A 21,430-nucleotide genomic window follows, 5' to 3' on the forward strand; every position below is an offset into this window, starting at 1 on the left:
GTTTATAAAATAACAGCATTTGACCTGTATTCTTTTTATTTTATAAATAGGTTGAAATGAATGGGATTAATTAAAACATTAAAGTAATTTTGTTATAGTTTAGCGAAAAGCGTGTAATAATGGTTTTTTATTTTAATTTTGCAGCAGGTTAGCTCTACGTAAATTATGCCAGCGAATTCTTCATCCGAAACTTCAATTTTAGATCAGTTAAGTGTCTATGGACATAAGAAATTGGTTTTCTGTAACGATGCAGACACGGGTTTAAAAGCCATTATAGCTATTCATGATACTACATTAGGTCCTGCATTAGGCGGAACCCGTATGTGGAGTTATGCTACAGAAGGAGAAGCCTTAGAAGATGCCCTTCGTTTATCTCGTGGTATGACTTATAAATCGGCCATTACCGGATTAAATTTAGGTGGTGGTAAAGGGGTCATTATTGGAGATTCCAGAAAAGACAAAACCGAAACTTTAATGCGCAGCTACGGCAGGTTTATTAAAAACCTGAACGGAGAGTTTATTACTGCTGAGGAGATGGGCACCAATACCCGCGATATGGAGTACATTCGGATGGAAACCAATTATGTTACCGGTGTACCTGAATCAATTGGTGGCGCCGGAAATCCTGCTCCGTTTACGGCTCAGGGTGTGTATTTGGGTATCAAAGCCAGTGTTAAAGAAGTTTTTGGTACGGATATGCTGGCCGGAAGAACAATTGTAGTACAGGGAATTGGTAATGTAGGAGAGCATTTAGTAGCTTTGCTGAGAAAAGAAAATGCCGAAGTACTAATTAGCGATATTAACCAGGAACAACTTACTTACGTTGCTCGTAAATATAAAGCGAAACCAATTGAGGCGGATAAAATTTTCGGCATCGATGCGGATGTATATGCCCCTTGTGCAATGGGCGCAACCGTAAACAACAAAACGATTGAGAAAATGAAATTTGCAATTATTGCAGGCTCGGCAAACAATCAGTTAAAAGATGAACTTGCCGATGGCGAATTGCTTTTAAATAAGGGAATTTTATTTGCTCCTGATTATTTAATTAATGCCGGAGGATTAATTGCATGTTATTCTGAGTTAACAGGTTTTGGTAAAAAAAGAACTGTACAGCTTACAGAAAATATTTATGAAGCAACCAGAAATGTAATTAAATTAAGTAAAACAGAAAAAATTTCAACCATTACAGCTGCAAACCGCATCGCCGAAAAGCGGATTGAAGACATTAAAAAAATTAAATCATCATATTAAATAATTATAAAAGGTCTAAAAAACCATATTCGTTCTTACATTCATGTTAAATAGAAGGCACCTAAGAATCAAAGCTTTGCAAAATATTTTTGCTTGGCACATGACAGAAAAAAAAGACATCAGAGGCTACTTAAAAACCCTGATGCAAAGTATCGACAGCGTATACGAAATGTATATATGGATGCTTTCCTTATTGGTAGAAGTTACAGAGTTTACAGCAAACGATGCTGCTGAACGGGCCAATAAGCATATTAAAACAGCTGACGATATTAATCCAAACTTAAAACTACTGCACAACAAGTTCAGTGTTTTAATGCAGCAAAATCCTGAATACATTTCGGCGGTTAAAAAATATAAAGTAGACTGGGGTTTCGATCCTGAAATCCGTAAAACCGTTTACAATTCATTAAAAGCTTCAAAAGAATATGCAGAATACCTTGCTGATCCAAACGAAAGTTTAGAATCATCAAAGGACATCATCAAATTTATTTTCAGAAAAATTCTTTTAAAAAATCAGGCGATTATCCAGGTTTTTGAAGAGAAATTTATCAACTGGCAGGTTGATCATGAAGTGATGAAAGGTATGGTAGCAAAAACGTTAAAGAATTTCACTTCGGAGGATCCTTTTAAAAACAAACTGACCGAAATTAGTGCAGATTGGATTGAGGATAGCAAATTTGTTCAGGATTTATTCCTTTACACTTTGCAAAATGATGAGAAATATCAGGAAATGATTGCTGATCGTACCAAAAACTGGGAATCTGAGCGTATTGCTTTAATGGATACCATTTTAATGAAGATGGCAATTTGCGAACTGCTTAATTTTACTTCAATTCCGGTAAAAGTAACGATTAACGAATACCTTGAATTATCAAAAGATTACAGTACGCCGAAAAGTAATTCATTTATTAACGGTATTTTGGACAAAATTTTAAGCGATCTGAAGAAAACCAATACCATTAAAAAGATTGGCCGAGGTTTAATTGAAGAATAAAAGATATTTAGATAATGAAAAAAATATTTATCCTGGCTATTGCAGCATTATCATTTACAGCCTGCCACAATGCAAATAATCAAACAAAAGAAGAATCAACCGGCGTATCTATTGGTAACGATACTTCTAAAACCGCTTCGAAAATAGCGCCGGCTGATGCAGCTGTGATTTCTTTTGATCGTGAAATTTATGATTTTGAGAAAATTCAGCAGGGAGAAAAAGTTCAGCACGATTTTAAATTTAAAAACACAGGTAAAAGTCCCTTAATTATTACAAATGCCACTGCCACATGCGGTTGTACTATTCCTGAGTCGCCAAAAGAACCAATTTTGCCGGGTAAAGAAGGGGTTATTAAGGTTGTTTTTAACAGTGAAGGTAAATTCGGAATGCAAGATAAAATCGTTACGGTTACTTCTAATGCTAACCCTAACGTGAGCACTGTACATTTGGTAGGAGAGGTTTTAGCAAAGAAATAGCTAAGCCCAAAAGATAAAATTTAAACAACACAAATAAATAAGAAATGACATCAACAGTAATTTTACAGGCCGCAGGTGGTAGCAATATGCTAAGTACTATTGTGCCAATGGTATTAATCATGGTAGTTTTTTACTTCTTCATGATCCGTCCGCAGGTTAAAAAAGCTAAAGACCATAAAAAATTGGTTGAAGAATTGAAAAAAGGAGATAAAATTGTAACTACTGCTGGTATTCATGGTCGCATTGTTGACATGAACGAAACAACTTTCTTAATTGAAGTAGAGGGTGGCGTTAAAATCCGTTTTGATAAAACTGCAGTATCTTTAGATGCAACTAAAGCTGTAGCTCCAAAAGATTTAGGCCCTAAAGCTTAATTTTATATACGCTTACAAAAGGCCATCTGAATTTCAGATGGCCTTTTTTGTTATAAATTATTCTGGTGTGATTGGAAGCTCAGCACCTTCCTCTTTTAAAATTTTACTACATTTGGCTAAATTGTTGCATGGTTGAGCATTAAAAGCCTCTATCATCCATTTTCATAGCATATGCCCTTTATTAAGTTAACCCAAATAGAAAAAAGACGTGTTTTTAGCTTACTGGCTTGCCTGGTACTGGCGGTTGCGGCATGGCTTTTTATGGCGTTAAACAACAAATATGTGTATACAGCTAAAACGGTATTGATTTACAAAAATTTCCCACAAAAACGGGCCTTTCATCCTTTGCAGTCTGATACAGTCGATTTACAGGTAGAAGGCACTGGCTGGCAGCTTTTATTTGCCCGTTTAAGAATTAATCCGCAATCTATTGCTGTAAGTTTAAATCAATTAAACTCAAAAGAGTTTATTGTGTTCTCTGATCAGTTGTACAACATTAATAAGCAACTGGAAAGTTCACAAAAGGTTATTTCGGTAAAACCAGATACGTTATACTTTGACTTTACTAAAAGAACCGTTAAAAGAGTGGCAATTAAATTGATTAAGAAGATTGATTTTACCAAACAATACGGAATTTCCAGTGACATATTGCTCAATCCAAAATACGTTACCGTAACCGGCCCGATTGAGGAGTTGGATAAAATTACAGAATGGTCAACAGATACCTTAAAACTGAGCAATTTGCAAAACAATGCAACGGTTAGGGTGCCCATGCAACACAGTACGCACAAAAATGTGAGTATTTTCCCATCGACTGTAGAAGTTAAATTACCGGTAGATGAATTTACAGAAAAGACAATAGAAGTTCCTTTAAAGATTATTAATAACCGCAATTATAATAGCATTAAGCTTTATCCGAAAAAAATAAAAGTTACCTTTTTGGTGGCTCTAAGTAATTATGAGCAGGTTGATGAAAGTTTTATTCAGGCAAGTGTTGATGCCGATGAATGGTCAAACCTGCATCATAATCAATTTACGGTGAAGATTACCGAATTCCCGGATTATTGTAAACTAATTAACATTTCTCCATCTAAAATAGATTTCGTAGTCGAAAAATAATGTATAAAGTTGGTATAACAGGCGGAATAGGCAGCGGTAAAACAACCGTATGCAAAGTTTTTGAAGTATTGGGTATCCCCGTTTTTTATGCAGATACCGTTGCCAAAGAAATTATAGTGGAAGATGCTTTACTGATAGAGGGTATAAAAAGTACTTTCGGAAAGGAGAGCTATTTTGAAGATGGCAAATTAAATAATAAACATATTGCGGCTATTGTATTTAATAATGAAATGGAGCTGGCAAAGTTAAATGCACTGGTTCATCCAGCAGTTTTCAGGGCATTTGATCATTGGGAAAAGCAAATTGATCCTGCTGTGCCCTATACTTTAAAGGAAGCTGCCTTATTATTTGAGAGTGGCTCTTATAAAATGTGTGATACCAATATTTTGGTTACTGCACCATTGGAAGTTAAGCTAAACAGGGTGATGCTACGGGATAACGTTTCTGCTGAACAAGTAAAAGCCAGAATGGATAAGCAGTTTAATGATGAGAAAAAGAAAGAAATGGCCAATCATTTTATAATAAACGATGAAGAACATGGAATTATTGAACAGGTTTTGGCATTACATAAGAAATTTTTAGAGGTAAGTAAAAGATAATGATACTGGAAGATTTTATTACAATTACCTCAATGGGATTGTATTGTGTGTATGGAGATTTTTATCTTGATCCTCAGCAACCGGTTAAAGAAGCCGTAATTTCTCATGCGCATGGCGATCATGCGGTAGGTGGGAATCAAAATGTTTATTGTACGGGAGCTACAACTGCATTTATGAAACATCGCTACCGTAAATTTGCTGCAGGCGATTTTCATATTAAAAGTTACCATCAATCCTTTAAATTAAAAGAGGTAACCATTACTTTTTACCCTGCAGGCCATATATTGGGTTCTGCACAGGTAATGATGGAATATAAAGGCGTTAAATACCTTTATACGGGTGACTATAAGATTGAGCCTGATATCACCTGTGAGCCTTTTGAATTTATACAGGCAGATGTTTTAATTACAGAAAGTACTTTCGCCGATCCGGAAACCAAACATCCTGAAGCAGCAGGAGAAATTAACAAGCTAAATGCTACAAACGCTAATATTATGCTTGGTGCTTATGCGTTAGGAAAAAGCCAGCGTATTATTCAGTTGATTAACCAATATTGTCCTGATAAAAATATACTGGTACACCATAGCATTATGCCTTTTGTTAAAATTTATGAAGAGCATGGCATGAAACCCGGGAAATACCAGGTTTACGATCGGAAAGTGATGAAGCAAAATACCCAGCATCAGGTTTATATTGTACCACCAATGGTTTTTCATAGTTATTTTAAAGCGGTAAATGTAGTCAGGGCATTTGCTTCAGGCTGGAAAAACCTTCAGCAGCAAAATGGAATTTCACTTTATATATCTGATCATGCAGATTGGGATGCCATATTGGAAACCATAGAAAAAGTACAACCCAAAGAAGTTTGGACTTTACATGGCGATGGAAAGCAATTAAAACAACATTTTGCAGGAAAACTGGAGGTTAAAATTTTAAACTAATGAACAACTGAGTTTTGAGCATGTTTAAAATCCGGCGATCAATCGTTTTAACAATTGAAAAATGAAAGAAGGAGAAGACTTTTATTTTAACGAAGAAGGCTTAATGGTTTTTACAGAAGTTTACCATTTAAAAAGAGGGTATTGCTGTAAAAATAAGTGTAAACATTGCCCCTGGGGTTACGGAAAGAAAAAGGAAAAGAAGTCGTCTTAATCTTTAATAGAAACCTTATTGTAAATCTCTGCTAAAGGAATTTCGAAACCCAAAGAATTAAATTTTAAAGTCTGATCTATATTTTTGTACTCCTTTAATTCCCAGTTCTGTTTCTCATTAATGTAAAACGCTTCAATTAATACCGATTCAGAATCAACCAGGATATACTCTTTCAGTGACGGGATGTCTCTGTAAAACTTAAATTTATTCCCTCTGTCGTAAGTTTTAGTTGAGGAAGATAAAATTTCTATGATTACAGCAGGCAGGATAGAGGTATTTTTATCATCCTTGCTGTGTACCAAATCGTTACAATAAATTGAAATATCCGGATAGGTAAATAATGTGTTTTCCGGAATTTGCATTCGCTTGTCGCTGCCATATGGGCGGCAGGATTTGCCTTTTAATTTTATACCTATTTCAACAAAAAGATTAGTGAAAATTTCGTTATGGGTATCACTTGCTCCGGCCATGGCAAAAATCTCACCTTCAAAATATTCATGCTTTTCGTCAGATGAATCTTCCTTTTTAAGATATTCAGCAACCGAATATTTTTGTTTTAGGTAATCTACAGCAGGCTCATTAACTTCGTTTTCCATACAAGCTAAATTAATGAAACTAAATGGGCTATCATAACTAAGTTGCCAACAGAAAAGAAGTTTATTAATGTGAATGCCCTAGGAAAAAACCAATAAGGGCAACACCAATTCCCAGCAACACGGCAATCATTTTACGAATATTTATTTTATGATCAGCGCTGGATTCGAATAAAATAGTGGTAGAAATATGTAAAAAGATACCAATTACAATACCCATTATTTTGTTAAAATAAGCCTCTACACCGCCAATAGTTCCATTGCTTAGTCCCATGCTTACATAAAAGCCCAGCGGAGCCATTATCGCAAATATGACAAGGTAAACCATAATGCTTCCCTTTTTAAAGTGATTTTGCATTAAAATGCTGGCCAGTGCAAATGCAGCAGGGATGTGGTGTAAAGAGATTCCAAAAATTAATTCATTGTGCTGATCTTTAGCCAAAGGCATTCCCTCTAAAAAAGCATGTAAACATAAGCTAATCATAATTCCATAAGGGAAAGCATGTCCATCATGATGTTTGTGAATATGTCCATGTTCTACACCTTCAGAAAACTGCTCAAGAAAAACTTGTAATAGAAAGCCAATTAAGATAAAGATTCCAATCTGCCAGCGGTCAGGGCCACTGTAGGCATCAGGAATTAAATGTAAAACGGTAATGGCAAATAAATAAGCCCCGCTAAAAGATAAAATAAGCTTAAGAAACTTAGATTTATCGCTTTTAACTAAAAATATAGCCGATCCGCCTAAAAAAGCACAGAAGAAGAGTACGCAAATTTTCCAGACTTCCATTTTTAAAAATCGGGTTGAAGTTTTTTAAATATTCTTGAACAAATAAATCCAATCAGCGTTCCCAGTAATGCCCCTGCCGTTACATCTACCGGATAATGCACACCCACGTAAACCTGCGCAAAGCTTATGATAAAAGCCCAGAATAAACCAATGGGTAAAATGGGTTTCCATCTGCTGTAAAATAGGCAAATTAAGAAAATGGCAATGGCAAAATGATTGGTTGCATGCGCTGAGGGAAAACTTAGTCCGCTTCCACAAGGAACGCGATGGATAATATCATTAGCTAGTGAAGGATCATTACAAGGCCTTAATCTGGCTACAAAAGGCTTTATTAATCTCGAAGCAATTAAATCACCCATGGCAAAGGTAAAAAGTATCATACCGATGATGTAATAGCCTTGTTTTTTATACTGTTTAATGCAAAAAATAATAATAAACAAATAGAGTGGTGCCCAAAAAAAACGGTTCCGCATTAAAGGCATCAGCCAGTCGAAAAATCCATTGGAAAGTCCACGGTGAATTTTCAAAAACAACTCTGCATCAAACTGCTGAATGCTTTCTATCATGCTTTTTTACAAATTAAAATTAACCGGTCAGAATTTTCTTTATTATAATCTTCGAGTGCATAACTACCGAAGGTTTTTGCGATCACCATGCCTGCCTTTGTTAACATTCTTTCAAAATCCTGTAAACTAAAAGCTTGTACACGCTCTTCAAAATTGTAAGTTTTGTGGTTGTCCTCAAAATTAATCTTCTTGATAATTTTTCCATCAACAACTTTTTTATCAATATTAAAAGTGATATGATCCAGGACTTTGGTTTCGTTAGAATTTAAGTTCCTGATTATTTTTTCTGTGTTAAAATAGTCGACTACTAATATTCCGTTTGCATTTAAACTTTTTCTAAAGGTTTTAAGCGCATTTACATGATCTTTTTCGGTATCAAAATAGCCAAAGCTGGTAAACAGGTTTAAAGCGATATCGAAATAATTAATGTAGAATAAGCGGCGCATATCATGCACCAGAAAATGAAGTTTTTCATTTTCAAATTGCTTCGCATATTTTATGCTTTGCTCTGATAAATCAATTCCGGTAACATTAAAGCCTTTTTTATTCAGATAAATAGAGTGTCTTCCTTTGCCGCAGGCAATATCAAGCATTTTGGAATCTGTAGCAGGATTTAAAAAAGAAGTTAAATTATCAATAAAAAATTCGGCTTCGGCATCATTTCGCTGTTGATAAAGAATATGATAATAAGGGGAATTAAACCAATATTGAAACCACTTGCGCTGCATAAAAAGCCGTATTTGTTTTTTGAAAGAGGCAAATATAATGTTTTGCAATGGCAACGAAACTTTTGAAGATCGATTTTATGCAATATTGTTGCATAATTAAATTTCGTTTTAAGCCTAATCTACTAAATACATCGTATAAACAGATATAAAGTGAATGTAAATTAAACGATTACCAATGTCAAAACTTAGACACAATCTTGAATTTTTTCTTATTTTTGGGCATATATAAAACTAAACATAAGTGACTTTAATAAAATCGATTTCAGGCATAAGAGGAACCATTGGTGGACAAGCAGGAGATGGCTTAACACCTATTGATATTGTGAAATTTACAGCTGCGTTTGGTAGTTGGGTAGTTCAAAAAACAAATAATAAAAGAATAGTATTAGGTCGTGACGCCCGTATATCAGGCGAAATGGTTAATAATTTGGTTATCGGAACTCTTCAGGGTTTAGGTATTGAAGTTATTGATTTAGGCTTATCTACCACACCAACTGTAGAAGTTGCTGTTCCTGATGAAAATGCAGGTGGCGGCATTATTTTAACGGCGAGCCATAACCCTAAACAATGGAATGCGCTTAAATTGTTAAACAACCATGGCGAGTTCATCAGCGATGCAGATGGCAAAGAAGTTTTGGATCTTGCGGAAAGTGCAGATTTCGATTTTGCTGATGTAGATAAATTAGGTAAAGTAATTAAAAACGATACTTACCTGCAAAAGCATATTGATAAAGTTTTAGCCTTGCCTCTGGTTGACGTTGATGCAATTAAAAAAGCCAATTTTAAAGTGGTTATTGATTGTGTAAATTCTACCGGTGGTATTTTTATTCCGGCTTTGTTAAAAGCTTTAGGCGTAAATGAGGTTGTAGAATTATATTGCACTCCTGATGGACATTTTCCGCATAACCCCGAGCCACTTCCTGAAAATTTAACCGTAATTTCTAAGGAAGTTCAAAAACAAAATGCCGATTTGGGTATTGTTGTTGATCCGGATGTTGACCGTTTATGTTTTGTAAATGAAGATGGCAGCATGTTTGGCGAAGAATATACATTAGTGGCCGTTGCAGATTATGTGCTTCAAAATACACCAGGAAATACAGTTTCCAACCTTTCTTCAACCAGAGCCTTACGCGATGTGACAGAGAAAGCTGGAGCAGCATATAATGCTTCTGCAGTAGGAGAAGTAAATGTGGTTAATAAAATGAAAGAAACCAATGCAATTATCGGTGGCGAAGGTAATGGTGGTATTATTTACCCTGAATCTCACTACGGAAGAGATGCTTTAGTTGGAATTGCCTTGTTTTTAACACATTTAGCTAAATTTGGTAAGCCAATTTCGGTTTTGAGAAACAGTTATCCGGGTTATTTCATCTCCAAAAATAAAATTACCCTTACTCCGGAGATGGATATTGATCATTTATTAAAGCAGGTAGAAGAAAAGTATAAAAATCAGCCATACAGCACAATTGATGGTTTGAAAATAGAGTTTGATAAAACATGGGTTCATTTACGCCGTTCAAATACAGAGCCGATTATCCGTATTTACAGTGAGGCAGAAAACGAAACAGTGGCCGAAAGCCTTGCGAAGAAAATAATCTCTGATATCAAAGAGATTTTGAACTAAACACATACAAACACACAAATGAAAAGGGTTTATTTAGATAATGCAGCAACAACGCCTCTTGATCCTGCAGTGATTGCAGAAATGACGAACGTAATGGAGAATTACTTCGGTAATCCGTCTGCTATTCATGCTTTAGGGCGTGAGGTTAGAACGTTGGTAGAGAAGGCACGTAAAACTGTTGCGGGCTTATTGGGCGCATCGCCATCTGAAATATTTTTTACTTCAGGTGGTACAGAAGCAGATAATACCGCAATTAGATGTGGCATTTCTGCTTATGGAATTAAACACGCCATTACCTCTAAAATCGAGCATCATGCGGTAGAACATACTTTAAACATGATGTTAAAGGATGGGCAGATTGACAAACTGAGTTTTGTTAATATTGATGAAAAAGGCAATGTCGATTATGCGCATTTAGAAGAATTATTGCAAAATAACGAACGCACTTTTGTTTCTTTAATGCATGCCAATAACGAGTTAGGTACGTTAACGGACATGCAAAAAGTGGGTGATATCTGTGAAAAATATAATGCAATTTATCACGCAGATACCGTGCAAACGATGGGGCACTATCCTCATAATGTTCGCGAATTAAAAGCACATTTTATTGTTTGTGCAGCGCATAAGTTGCATGGTCCCAAAGGCGTTGGCTTTTTATATGTAAATAGCAATATTAAAATCCCACCAATGATTTATGGAGGTGCACAAGAGCGCAATATGCGTGGTGGCACTGAAAATGTATATGGAATTGTTGGGTTGGCCAAGGCTTTAGAAATGGCTTATGAAGATATGGAAGCACATCAAAACCACATTCAGGGCTTAAAAGATTATTTAAAAGAACAGCTTATTGCCGAAATTCCGGGGATTTCTTTTAACGGCGAAACAGATGCAGATAAAAGTTTGTATACGGTTTTAAATGTTTCATTCCCAGAAATGGATATGGCCGATATGCTGCTTTTTAATTTAGATATCAATGGCATTTGTGCCTCAGGCGGGAGTGCTTGTTCATCGGGCTCTAATATTGGTTCTCATGTACTAAATGGTATAAATGCAGACCCAAACCGCCCTTCGGTACGTTTTTCTTTCAGTAAATACACCACTAAAGAAGAACTGGATTATGTGATAGAAAAAGTTAAAATGGTGGTTAAGCAAAATGCTTTAGCCTAAAAATATCAATAACCAAATAGGAAAGCCTTAACATTTTGTTAAGGCTTTTTTTGTAAATCAGCTTTTTGAATGCTAAGTCGTTAATGTGGTTATTGACTTGAACAGGTTAATTTTATTCTTTTAGTTTTGAAATAAGTAAATAAAAAAGAGTATATTTAAGTAAATATTAGAAAAAGGTAGATTTTAAGCTGCCAAAATATTTGCCACATCCCCGAAAAAACCTTAGTAATACTCCACGCATAAGGTTAAGCAAGATTCATTTTTTGAAATAGTTTTAATAGGTCTATACCCCAGATTGGATTAAACATTTGCTTTACATTTTATTTAATTATAAAATCTTAATCTCTTATCGTTATGGAAACCAACAGCAATCTTAACAAAGGCACGGAAAATGCCGGGTTAAAATCAGAAAAATCGAATGCTGAAAAAAGACATGTATACAATTTTGTCTTAAATTCTTTTTCAATCGAATCGTCAAGTCATTTTAGTAAAATACACAAAAGAAGATTTCACTCTTTTGGGTGCGGACACGAACCTGGAACCACCCCTGGAACAGGTTTTTAAGCCGTTTAATGCTGTTTTGCTAAATGTGCAGGTCTTTTAATAATAAAGGCCCTTGACTTTGTAATTTTTGTGCAGACATTTATAGATAATTTACCCTTGTTTATAAGTGATGGCAAAACCTGTGTGTTTAAAGATTGAGAAACAAAAACTTTTACCATTTGTTCCCTTTATACATCAATTATAACAGTTATGGAAACAAATAAGGAAAAAGGCAAAGTTGTTCAGAACGATTTGTTGGATAAAAAAACAGAAGGTGTAAGGAAAGATAAAAACCTGGATCAGAATAAATCATCAAAAATCGCAACCAATTTATTTAATAAAAACGATGGCCGCAAAAATAACTCATTTGGCCCCGGACATGAACCTGGAACTACACCAGGATCCGAGATATAGATTAATGAAAGGTTGTATTTCAAAATAAATCATTAAATTTAAACCACAGTAATCGCTGTGGTTTTTTAGTTAATCCCGTTATGGAAAGAAGAAATTTTATTAAAAATTCTGCATTGGCTATGGCTTTGCTATCCATTTATAAAACAGATGCATTTGCCCAAAGTAATTTATTAAGCGCTTATAATTTTAAGCCTATCCGCAACAATGTAGGCATATTTACAGAGCAGGGTGGTACTATTGGCTGGTTGAATTCTTCAAATGGCTTTGTTGTTGTTGATGCTCAATTTCCGGCTTCTGCTCCGCATGTAATTGAAGAATTAAAAAAACTTGGCGAAAAACCATTTAAATATTTAATTAATACTCATCATCACGGAGATCATACGGCTGGAAATATAGCTTTTAAAGGTTTGGCAGAAAAGGTTGTAGCCCATCAAAACTCATTAGTTAATCAGAAAAAGGCAGCAGAAAAAGCTAATAATCTGGATCAGCAATTGTTACCTGATGTTACTTTTGGAACCGGGTGGAAAGCTAAAGTTGGCGATGAGAAAATCAGTGCATACTATTATGGTTCGGGCCATACTAATGGCGATGCCGTTTATCATTTTGAAAATGCAAATATTGTGCACGTCGGTGATTTGGTTTTTAACCGCAGATTTCCCTATATAGATCGTGATAATGGCGCACACATTGGAAACTGGATTGCAGCATTAGATAAAATAACCAGTCAGTTTGATAACGATACCATATTCATTTGGGGACACAGTCTTGATCCTGAAAAAGTAACCGGAAACAAAGCAGATGTAAAAGCTTACCAAAATTATCTGCAAAGCTTGCTGACATTTGTAGGCGCAGAAATCAAAGCTGGAAAAAGCAAAGAAGATATTTTAAAAGCAACGACCATACCAGGTACTCCTGAATGGAAAGGGGATGGCATACAAAGAAGTCTTACAGCCGCTTATGACGAATTGAAGGGAGCCTAAAGTTTTATAATTGCTATTAGGATATATTTATTGTTTGTAAATATATTCTATAGCTTCATCTTTACCTTTTTTAAAGTTTTCGATTGAATAAGTAATTTTAACATCCGGAAGGAGAGGGCCTTTTTTTCCTTTCCAGTTTTCCCAATATTTAGTGGAATAACTGATAATAATTTTTGTTTTTGGCAATTTAAAGCCTCTTACTTCACCATAATGATTAATATTGCCACTCGTGCTTTCTCCAATTAATTTAGCATTGGTATTTCTTTTTAGGTTAACCGCATTCATTAAAGCAGAAGAGAACGTTCTTTTTCCAATCAATACAAATAGCTTTTTCTCTTTATTTAGGTAACTCGTTTTAATGCTATCTATAAAAGGCCATAATATTCCGGAGTTCCCTCCGCTATTTTCTCTAAGGTCTAAAACTATTTTCTTTGGGTGATTTATTTTAATCTCCTTAAATAAGGCTTCATTAAATTTTGCAAATGGATTATTCTGATCTTCCTTACATCTCGAATAATTGAAGTACAATATCCCATTTGTTTGATTGTATTGGAACCAGTAATTACCATTTTTCTCTGAGGAATAAGGTGTATATAAGTCTTTTGCTAACTGTATTTTCCTTTTATCGATTTTTAAGATAGATTTTAATATGATTTCAGTTTCTTTTCCGTTTGGGTTTTTAAAAGTGTATTGCGCTTCTTCATTAGAATTTAATATATCCAAACCTTTTAAAAAAGCAGGATTATTCAGGAAGTTTAAAAAACCGACTTCAAAATAAGATTTGTTTTCGCTCTGAATGACTTGTTTAAAACGATCGATAATTAGTTTTATCGGTTGACCATTAATTTGGGTAAGTTCTGATTTCAAGTGTTCTGCATGTGATGAATCGATACCAACAACAAATATTCCTTCTTTAAAAATATCGAATTGAATGGGGAGAATTTTGGTATAAGGAGGCTCTATTCTGGTATGTTCATCGCCAATGGAAACAATAAGTTTAAAAAGTTCTGTGGTAAAGGTTTCATAATTTAAATCATTAACCTTTAGTTTAATGTCTTTAATTTTATTTTCGAAATCAGATTTATTAATTTTTATGAATAAATTTTTGTGTTTTTTAGGTAATGTATCCTGAAGATACTCCAAATCATTAAAAAAATCTGTAGTCGAAGGGGTTTGAGCAAAAGCAGATTGAATAAAGAATAGTAAAAGCACAAATAAGATATACTTCTTCATTAGTTTGGGTTGGTTTTTTTAATAGACAAGTCACTATTTAATAAGTTGCATCGTTTACTACTAAATAATAAGTGATTGACCTACTATTTTTTCAATTTATAAACATTCTATATTTAAAATAATCCTTTCATCATCACTAAATTACCATAAGCTTTAGTCATTAACAGTTATATTTGTTACAATTCAAAAATCAGAACTTATGGATGATTTTATAGCTGCCCGTTCCCAAATGGCCCTCTCATTGGGCTTTCACATTATCTTTTCTTGTATTGGTATGGTAATGCCGTTTTTTATGGCAGTATCCCACTATAAATGGTTGAAAACTAATGATGAAGTTTATAAAAACATTACTAAAGCCTGGAGTAAGGGTGTAGCCATTTTCTTTGCAACAGGAGCGGTATCAGGCACGATGTTATCTTTTGAACTGGGCTTATTGTGGCCAAAATTTATGGAACATGCAGGGCCTATTTTCGGAATGCCTTTTTCATTAGAAGGTACTGCCTTTTTTATTGAAGCCATTGCACTGGGGTTTTTCCTGTATGGCTGGAATAAATTAAATAAATGGTTCCATTGGTTTACCGGGATGGTAGTTGGGGTAAGTGGTTTGGCATCCGGTATTTTAGTGGTTGCAGCAAATGCCTGGATGAATAGCCCGGCTGGATTCGATTTTGTAAACGGTCAATACTTAAACATAGATCCCATACAGGCCATGTTTAATAAAGCCTGGTTCACTCAAGCCTTACATATGTGCCTGGCTGCCTTTACCGCAACAGGCTTTGCTGTGGCTGGTGTACATGCTTTAATGGTATTGAGAAACAGCAATAAAGATTTCCATTTAAAGGCTTTTAAAATTGCCGCTGTATTTGCCTGTATTGGTGCATTGCTGCAACCATTAAGTGGCGATTTATCGGCTAAAGATGTAGCCAAAAGACAGCCTGCGAAACTGGCGGCTATGGAAGCGCTCTATAAAACCGAAAAACCAGCCCCTTTATTAATCGGTGGAATTGTAAATGAGAAAGATAAAACGGTTAAAATGGCGATTCAGCTTCCCGGAGCATTAAGCTTTTTGGCACATGGTGATTTCAAAGCCGAAGTTAAAGGTTTAGATCAGATTCCTGAAGATCAACATCCTCCTGTAGCCATAACACATTATGCTTTTCAAATTATGGTTGGTATTGGTACGTTACTGATGCTTGTTGCTATAATTTATTTCATAACCATATTTAAAAAGAAACCTTTAACCGATAAACCCTGGCTGCTTAAATTATTCGTTTATGCAATACCACTAGGTTATATTGCTCTGGAGGCCGGCTGGGTGGTTACAGAAGTTGGCCGGCAGCCCTGGATTATTTATGGTATTATGCGCACAAAAGATGCTGTAACCCCAATGCCGGGTATTGCTTATTCTTTTTATATCTTCTCTGCAATTTATATCTCTTTAAGTATTATAGTAACGTTTCTGCTGTACCGACAGATAAAAATGGTACCCATTTTATACAACAATTCATCAACAGAACCCCAAAAAAGTTAACCATGGAATACGTTGTAATCACTTTTTTATGTTTGGGCATATTGTTATACTTTTTGCTTGGCGGTGCTGATTTTGGTGCCGGTATTATTGAATTGTTTACTTCCGCCAAAAACAGAGGTAAAACCCGTAAAACAATGTATCAGGCTATTGGTCCGGTTTGGGAAGCCAATCACATGTGGTTAATTATTGCCATTGTAATTCTTTTTGTGGGGTTTCCGCATATTTATACCACCATGTCGGTTTACCTTCATATTCCGCTGCTCATTATGCTTATCGGAATTATTGCCCGTGGTACAGCGTTTGTATTTCGTCATTACGATGCTGTTCACGATAATATGCAGGAGGTTTACAATAAAATATTTGTTTATTCCAGTTTTATTACCCCATTATTTCTGGGCATTATCGCCGGGAGTGTGATTTCTGGTCATATTGATACGCAAGCCACTGATTTTGTTTCGGCTTACATTTACAGCTGGTTAAACTGGTTTTCTGTTTCGGTTGGCCTATTTACCGTAGCACTTTGTGGCTTTTTAGCTGCCATTTATTTAATTGGTGAAACTAAAGATGAACACGATAAGAAAAGATTCATAAAAAAGGCGGAGTTTATGAATATTGCTGCAGTTTTATTTGGTGCGATGGTTTTTATCGCCTCCTTTAAAGAAAATGTTCCGCTTGCAGACTGGGTTTTTAAAAATCCCATTGGACTTTCTGCCGTAATATTAGCCAGTTTATCTTTGATTTTATTGTGGTATTTACTGCTTAAAGGAAAAACGAAGATTTTACGTGTTTTAGCAGGCTTTCAGGTCACTATGATTCTATTGGCCATTAGTTATGCCCACTTTCCTAATTTTATCCGTTTAAAAGGCGGCGATACAATTTCCTTGTTTAGCGCCGTAGGCCCGGAGAAAACCATTTATAGCTTAGGCTTAGCACTTTTGTTAGGCAGTGTTTTGATTTTACCTTTCCTTGGATACTTGTTTTATAAGTTTCAGCAAAAAGAAGAAGAATAACGATTTCATTATTGTGAAATCTAATTTGTAAAATTAATAAGGAAAGCAGTTACAGTAGCGCTTTGGGTTCGAAAGCCCCGCTATTACTGCAATCTTTTTTGAACTTCTATTCTGCTGAGATACAAGGTATCTGCAACCCATGAAAAATGCTTCGTGCCTCAGCACTACAGATTTATTTAAGTTTGTGTATCAAAAAAGTATTTCCGCTTTATCGGGTTTAGAAGAGTTAGGAAAGATGAAAGAATTTAAAAAATCACACTTTAGAAGCTGATAATAATTATTTCTGTGAATATCCCTGATTTAAATAATAAAAAAGGAGCACCTGTTTCCAAATGCTCCTTTATGTAAATTATAAAATCTTTTGTTTACAACCCGCCTTTTCGGTTGGCTTTAGTTTGTACCGGCCAGGTATTTGGTTTGCCTGTACGTTCATTAACACCTAAATCTGTACTTCTCTCTGTTGATGTTTTTTCAGGGTCCTCGCAAGCCATATAAACTAAAATTGCTGCTAAAATTACATTGCTTCTAATTTCATCAAAAACAAGCTTATCATAGCTGTCACGATTAGTATGCCAGGTATAAGTTCCATAATCCCAGCTTGTAGAGCTTAATGAGAAACCAGGCGCACCTACCGCCACAAAAGAGGCAAAGTCTGAACCACCACCACCCGGAGCACCCGGAAAATTGGTTTTAATTTGATTTTTAATGGTATCGGGAACTTTAGCCAGCCAGCGGGTTAAAAAATCTTTCGCTTTAGCATAACCCTGTCCGGATAAATTAACCACACGGCCTGTACCATTATCCTGGTTAAATAAAGCCTGAAGGTTATTTACAACTTCCGGATGATCTTCGACAAAGGCTCTTGAACCGTTTAATCCCTGCTCTTCGCTGCCCCAGTGTCCAACTAAGATGGTTCTTTTAGGATTTGGATAAAATTTCTTTAAAACACGCAAGGCCTCCATCATCATAATGGTTCCGGATCCATTATCAGTAGCGCCACTTGCACCATCCCATGAATCGAAATGGGCCGATAGCATTACATATTCATTCGGTTTTTCTTTTCCTTTAATTTCTGCAATCGTGTTAAAAGTTGGTACAACACCTAATTCTTTAGATTCAGACTCAATTTTAAGTGTAGGTTTAGAGCCATATTTAGCTAAACGATAAACTAAACCATAATCTTCAACGGATAAATCTAACGTAGGAATTTTTGTAGTATTTGCCCCAAAGATTTTATCTACGCCAAAACCTTGCGACCAATTGTTGATGATAATCCCGGCTGCACCAGCATTTTCTATAGCTAAAGCTAAATTTTTGGCATTTAAGCCTGTTTTTGCAATTCCAGCCGCCCAGGCTTTTGCTGCCTCAGCTTTCTCTTTTTTATATTTTTCAAATAAGTCTTTGGTTGCAAATTCCTCCCAGTTTTTTTCCGGTCGACCCGAAAGCTGATTCATCGAAATCAGAACCAATTTTCCTTTTACGGCCGGTAACCATTTTTGAAATGAAACTGAATCGGTGATTTCTGGTAAGATAATGGCCTCAGCATTAATGGCTTTCCCATTTGTAGAAGGACTCCAGGCTAATTGTGTGCCTTCTAACGATCTTACCCTTGGGCTAATTAAATCAATATGAGTAACACCTCTTTGCCAGCCTCTCCATTCGCCCCATTTCTCATTTTTTGCAGAAATGCCCCAGTCGCTGTATTTTTTTACAGCCCAGTCATTAGCTTGTTTCATTTGCGGGCTGCCAACTAACCGTGGACCAACTACATCAAGAAGTTCATGAGCTAGTTTTTCCAGTTGAGAATTTTCATTAGCTTCTTTAACAATTCCATCGATGACCTGATTGTTTTGAGCAAACACAACAGAAGAGGTGAAAAGGAGCAGGGTAGGCAATAGTAATTTTTTATTCATAATTAAGTTCCGGTTAAATTGATTGAGCTAAATTAAGAATTAAGCGATGTTTAGTAGGAAGTTAATAGAAATGTTGCACGAAATATCCGTTTACTCCGTTTTTTTGCATTAAGAAGAATGGTTTTATTTTTTAACGAGGTGAATATATTTGTCTCCGCATTCGGATAAGCGAACATATTCATTCATTGAGTTTCCATAATTTTGAATGGAGATTTTACCCTCATTCAGAAGACCTTGTAAATCTCCCTGATTTTCATCGCCCGGTAAGCCTGAAAAAGTAATGTAATTACCATCCTCAGATCTTGAAAAGTAAATTTTACCATTTCTTTTGCGTTTATCTGTTTTCAAAAAGTAAAGGTATTCTCCTTTAACGTAGCTTATTTTGATGTCTATTTTGCAATTTCCTTCAGATTCAGTATTACTTACGCTGTAATTTCCGGCTATTTGTTTTGGAAGCGGTTTATATTTTAATTTTGATACCTGCAGTTGAACAGGCAGTTCTTTTTGAGTAACCAGGTTTTTCCACGTTCCGTTTAATACTCCATTTTTTAAAGTAGCCGTTATTTTTGCAGTTTTATTTTTCAGGTAATCGGTTTCAAAGCAGGTAAGTCGATCATTTTCAACCTTACCGTCTGTTAGGTTGATTTCTATTCCTTTATTTGCATAAAAGTAAGTGCCGGATATGGTATTGTTTCTAGCCTTTAAATTCATGTAAACCGTATACTTTCCTATTTTTCCGGCATAATTATGCTCAAAATTTTCCTTTTTAGGATTAATGGAGCCATTAAATAGTAAAAAGATAGAGGATAGTAAAAACAGATACTTCATGTTAAGCCGGTTTAGAAACTCGTTTTTTGAATTTTATCGTGAAATGGTAAGTATTCAGACAATGCTGCAGAGCCGTACCAGTTAAACAACTCCACATCCAGAAGTTTACTTTTAATGGCCGGATCTGTTTCTAATAACTGTCTGGCTTCTTCCTGTGATTTGGTATTCAGAATAAAAATACCGCGATAAGACCGGTCATTTTTACCTAATGGTCCGGCTACAACCAGTTTATTGGTTTCAACCAAGCGGCCGATATTTTTCATATGCCCGGCAAAAAGACTGTCTGTTTGTGCTTTGGTTGCTGTGGTATTGGTTCCGGTTTTAAGAATGACAAGGGTGTACATTTTCATACCATAATTATCTGCACCTAATTTTTTAGCCAGCGCCTCGTCATAGGTCGCTTTTGGCTTTTTATCTTGTGCCTGTACTGCATACCCGAATGTAAAAAGGCAAATAAGGACTACTAGTTTTTTCATCTGATTTTTTTAACTAAAATTAAAATAATTCTTTAAAAGAAACTCAAAATTAATTTTTCAATCCGGAATAAGTTCATTCAAAAAAAAAGCAGGGAAGAAGTAACCTACACTTCAAAGCCCTGCTTTTCTAAATATATAAAAGTAATACTAATTAATTATTCATCATTTTAATAAAGGCAGCAAGTTTGGCTTTCATCGCCCTTCTGTCTACAATAAAATCAAGGAAACCATGTTCCAGTACAAATTCTGATGTTTGGAAACCTTTAGGTAAATCTTTTTTAATGGTTTCTTTAATTACCCGGGGACCAGCAAAACCGATTAATGCACCAGGTTCGGCAATGTTAATATCGCCAAGCATTGCATAAGAAGCAGTAACACCACCAGTAGTTGGATCGGTTAATAAGGAGATGTAAGGAATTTTAGCCTGACTTAATAAAGCTAATTTTGCTGATGTTTTAGCCATTTGCATTAATGAAAATGCAGCTTCCATCATTCGGGCACCACCTGATTTGGAAATCATCAGGAAAGGAATTTTGTGTTTGATGCTGTAATCGATAGAACGGGCAATTTTTTCGCCTACTACTGATCCCATGGAACCACCAATAAAAGCAAAATCCATACAGGCAATTACTAAATCCTGCCCTTCAATTTTACCAACACCAGCACGAATAGCATCTTTTAAGCCGGTTTTAGCCTGACTTTCTACAATTCTTTCCGTATACGGTTTATTGTCATTAAACTTAAGCGGATCGCCTGAAGTTAGATTAGCAAAAAGCTCTTTAAACTCGTTATTATCAAATAAAACCTCGAAATATTCTTTTGAGCCTACTCTTAAATGATAGTCGCAATAGTGGCAAACGTATTTATTTTCCTGTAGTTCTGCCTGATGCAGCGGTTTTTTACAATTTGGACATTTGTTCCACAAACCATCAGGTGCTTCTTTTTTCTCTTCAGTTGTGGTAATGATACCTTTATTTTCTCTTTTAAACCAAGCCATATAATTTTTTAAAGAATCGGATTGCAAAGAAACGAAAAATTATTTTAAGTCAAGTATTTCTATTTAGTG

23 protein-coding genes are annotated in these 21,430 nt (G+C 35.4%); 14 read left to right on the forward strand and 9 right to left on the reverse strand.

Translation table 11 applies throughout. From position 1 onward, the window contains the following. The first annotated feature begins 165 nt into the window (after positions 1-165). The 8 genes from O0955_RS12760 (at position 166) to O0955_RS12795 (ending at position 5,968) form a co-directional block, all read left to right on the forward strand. Positions 166-1,254: a Glu/Leu/Phe/Val family dehydrogenase gene (locus O0955_RS12760; protein WP_269427930.1), complete on the forward strand. Its 1,089-nt coding sequence runs from the start codon at positions 166-168 to the stop codon at positions 1,252-1,254. A 43-nt stretch (positions 1,255-1,297) separates the two neighbouring features. After that, positions 1,298-2,248, forward strand: a complete 951-nt coding sequence (nusB, locus tag O0955_RS12765; protein WP_269427931.1) for a transcription antitermination factor NusB — start codon at positions 1,298-1,300, stop codon at positions 2,246-2,248. Between the two features lie 14 nt (positions 2,249-2,262). Then, the gene (locus O0955_RS12770; protein WP_269427932.1) at positions 2,263-2,724 is read left to right on the forward strand and encodes a DUF1573 domain-containing protein; all 462 of its coding nucleotides are present in this window, start codon (positions 2,263-2,265) and stop codon (positions 2,722-2,724) included. A 44-nt stretch (positions 2,725-2,768) separates the two neighbouring features. Then, on the forward strand, positions 2,769-3,098 hold the full coding sequence (gene yajC, locus O0955_RS12775) for a preprotein translocase subunit YajC (protein WP_269427933.1): 330 nt from the start codon (positions 2,769-2,771) through the stop codon (positions 3,096-3,098). Between the two features lie 171 nt (positions 3,099-3,269). After that, positions 3,270-4,217: a CdaR family protein gene (locus O0955_RS12780; RefSeq protein WP_269427934.1), complete on the forward strand. Its 948-nt coding sequence runs from the start codon at positions 3,270-3,272 to the stop codon at positions 4,215-4,217. Beyond that, the gene (gene coaE / locus O0955_RS12785; RefSeq protein WP_269427935.1) at positions 4,217-4,816 is read left to right on the forward strand and encodes a dephospho-CoA kinase; all 600 of its coding nucleotides are present in this window, start codon (positions 4,217-4,219) and stop codon (positions 4,814-4,816) included. The genes O0955_RS12780 and coaE overlap by 1 nt, the downstream gene beginning before the upstream one ends. Beyond that, positions 4,816-5,757, forward strand: a complete 942-nt coding sequence (locus tag O0955_RS12790; RefSeq protein ID WP_269427936.1) for an exonuclease — start codon at positions 4,816-4,818, stop codon at positions 5,755-5,757. The genes coaE and O0955_RS12790 overlap by 1 nt, the downstream gene beginning before the upstream one ends. Before the next feature lie 61 nt (positions 5,758-5,818). Then, positions 5,819-5,968, forward strand: coding sequence for a C1orf53 family protein (locus tag O0955_RS12795; protein WP_269427937.1), 150 nt, complete (start codon positions 5,819-5,821; stop codon positions 5,966-5,968). Here the strand turns inward: O0955_RS12795 and O0955_RS12800 are convergent. The 4 genes from O0955_RS12800 to O0955_RS12815 all read right to left on the reverse strand — a co-directional run bounded on the left by O0955_RS12800 (position 5,965) and on the right by O0955_RS12815 (position 8,645). Further along, on the reverse strand, positions 5,965-6,564 hold the full coding sequence (locus O0955_RS12800; protein ID WP_269427938.1) for a Uma2 family endonuclease: 600 nt from the start codon (positions 6,562-6,564) through the stop codon (positions 5,965-5,967). The genes O0955_RS12795 and O0955_RS12800 overlap by 4 nt on opposite strands. Positions 6,565-6,628: 64 nt before the next feature. Then, positions 6,629-7,351 carry a ZIP family metal transporter gene (locus tag O0955_RS12805; RefSeq protein WP_269427939.1) on the reverse strand — a complete coding sequence of 241 codons (723 nt, stop codon included), beginning with the start codon at positions 7,349-7,351 and terminating at the stop codon, positions 6,629-6,631. A 2-nt stretch (positions 7,352-7,353) separates the two neighbouring features. After that, positions 7,354-7,917: a phosphatase PAP2 family protein gene (locus O0955_RS12810; RefSeq protein ID WP_269427940.1), complete on the reverse strand. Its 564-nt coding sequence runs from the start codon at positions 7,915-7,917 to the stop codon at positions 7,354-7,356. After that, a complete protein-coding gene (locus O0955_RS12815; protein WP_269427941.1) occupies positions 7,914-8,645 on the reverse strand; it encodes a class I SAM-dependent methyltransferase in 732 nt (243 codons plus the stop codon). The genes O0955_RS12810 and O0955_RS12815 overlap by 4 nt, the downstream gene beginning before the upstream one ends. 241 nt (positions 8,646-8,886) lie before the next feature. Here O0955_RS12815 and glmM point away from each other — a divergent pair, with 241 nt between their 5' ends. The 4 genes from glmM to O0955_RS12835 all read left to right on the forward strand — a co-directional run bounded on the left by glmM (position 8,887) and on the right by O0955_RS12835 (position 13,373). After that, positions 8,887-10,269, forward strand: coding sequence for a phosphoglucosamine mutase (glmM, locus tag O0955_RS12820; protein ID WP_269427942.1), 1,383 nt, complete (start codon positions 8,887-8,889; stop codon positions 10,267-10,269). A gap of 18 nt (positions 10,270-10,287) precedes the next feature. Continuing rightward, positions 10,288-11,436, forward strand: coding sequence for a cysteine desulfurase family protein (locus O0955_RS12825; protein WP_269427943.1), 1,149 nt, complete (start codon positions 10,288-10,290; stop codon positions 11,434-11,436). 753 nt (positions 11,437-12,189) lie between these two features. Further along, complete coding sequence (locus tag O0955_RS12830) at positions 12,190-12,393, forward strand: hypothetical protein (protein ID WP_269427944.1); 204 nt, start codon at positions 12,190-12,192, stop codon at positions 12,391-12,393. A gap of 80 nt (positions 12,394-12,473) precedes the next feature. Continuing rightward, complete coding sequence (locus O0955_RS12835) at positions 12,474-13,373, forward strand: MBL fold metallo-hydrolase (protein ID WP_269427945.1); 900 nt, start codon at positions 12,474-12,476, stop codon at positions 13,371-13,373. Positions 13,374-13,400: 27 nt separating this feature from the next. Here the strand turns inward: O0955_RS12835 and O0955_RS12840 are convergent, their stop codons facing one another. Then, on the reverse strand, positions 13,401-14,606 hold the full coding sequence (locus tag O0955_RS12840; protein ID WP_269427946.1) for a S41 family peptidase: 1,206 nt from the start codon (positions 14,604-14,606) through the stop codon (positions 13,401-13,403). A gap of 199 nt (positions 14,607-14,805) precedes the next feature. Between O0955_RS12840 and O0955_RS12845 the strand changes: the two genes are divergently transcribed. Together O0955_RS12845 and O0955_RS12850 are read left to right on the forward strand one after the other, a co-directional pair. Further along, positions 14,806-16,137: a cytochrome ubiquinol oxidase subunit I gene (locus O0955_RS12845; RefSeq protein WP_269427947.1), complete on the forward strand. Its 1,332-nt coding sequence runs from the start codon at positions 14,806-14,808 to the stop codon at positions 16,135-16,137. A 2-nt stretch (positions 16,138-16,139) separates the two neighbouring features. Beyond that, the gene (locus O0955_RS12850) at positions 16,140-17,147 is read left to right on the forward strand and encodes a cytochrome d ubiquinol oxidase subunit II (protein WP_269427948.1); all 1,008 of its coding nucleotides are present in this window, start codon (positions 16,140-16,142) and stop codon (positions 17,145-17,147) included. Between the two features lie 365 nt (positions 17,148-17,512). Here the strand turns inward: O0955_RS12850 and O0955_RS12855 are convergent, their stop codons facing one another. The 4 genes from O0955_RS12855 to accD form a co-directional block, all read right to left on the reverse strand. After that, entirely contained in the window at positions 17,513-19,060 is a 1,548-nt protein-coding gene (locus O0955_RS12855; RefSeq protein WP_269427949.1) for a M20/M25/M40 family metallo-hydrolase, read from the reverse strand. 123 nt (positions 19,061-19,183) lie between these two features. Further along, positions 19,184-19,888, reverse strand: coding sequence for a hypothetical protein (locus O0955_RS12860; protein WP_269427950.1), 705 nt, complete (start codon positions 19,886-19,888; stop codon positions 19,184-19,186). An 11-nt stretch (positions 19,889-19,899) separates the two neighbouring features. Next, positions 19,900-20,364, reverse strand: a complete 465-nt coding sequence (locus tag O0955_RS12865; RefSeq protein WP_269427951.1) for a YciI family protein — start codon at positions 20,362-20,364, stop codon at positions 19,900-19,902. Positions 20,365-20,515: 151 nt separating this feature from the next. Beyond that, the gene (gene accD, locus O0955_RS12870; protein WP_269427952.1) at positions 20,516-21,361 is read right to left on the reverse strand and encodes an acetyl-CoA carboxylase, carboxyltransferase subunit beta; all 846 of its coding nucleotides are present in this window, start codon (positions 21,359-21,361) and stop codon (positions 20,516-20,518) included. Between the last annotated feature and the right edge of the window lie 69 nt (positions 21,362-21,430).

The sequence above is a fragment of the Pedobacter punctiformis genome (genome assembly GCF_027213715.1).
In the GTDB taxonomy this organism is placed as follows: Bacteria; Bacteroidota; Bacteroidia; order Sphingobacteriales; family Sphingobacteriaceae; genus Pedobacter; species Pedobacter punctiformis.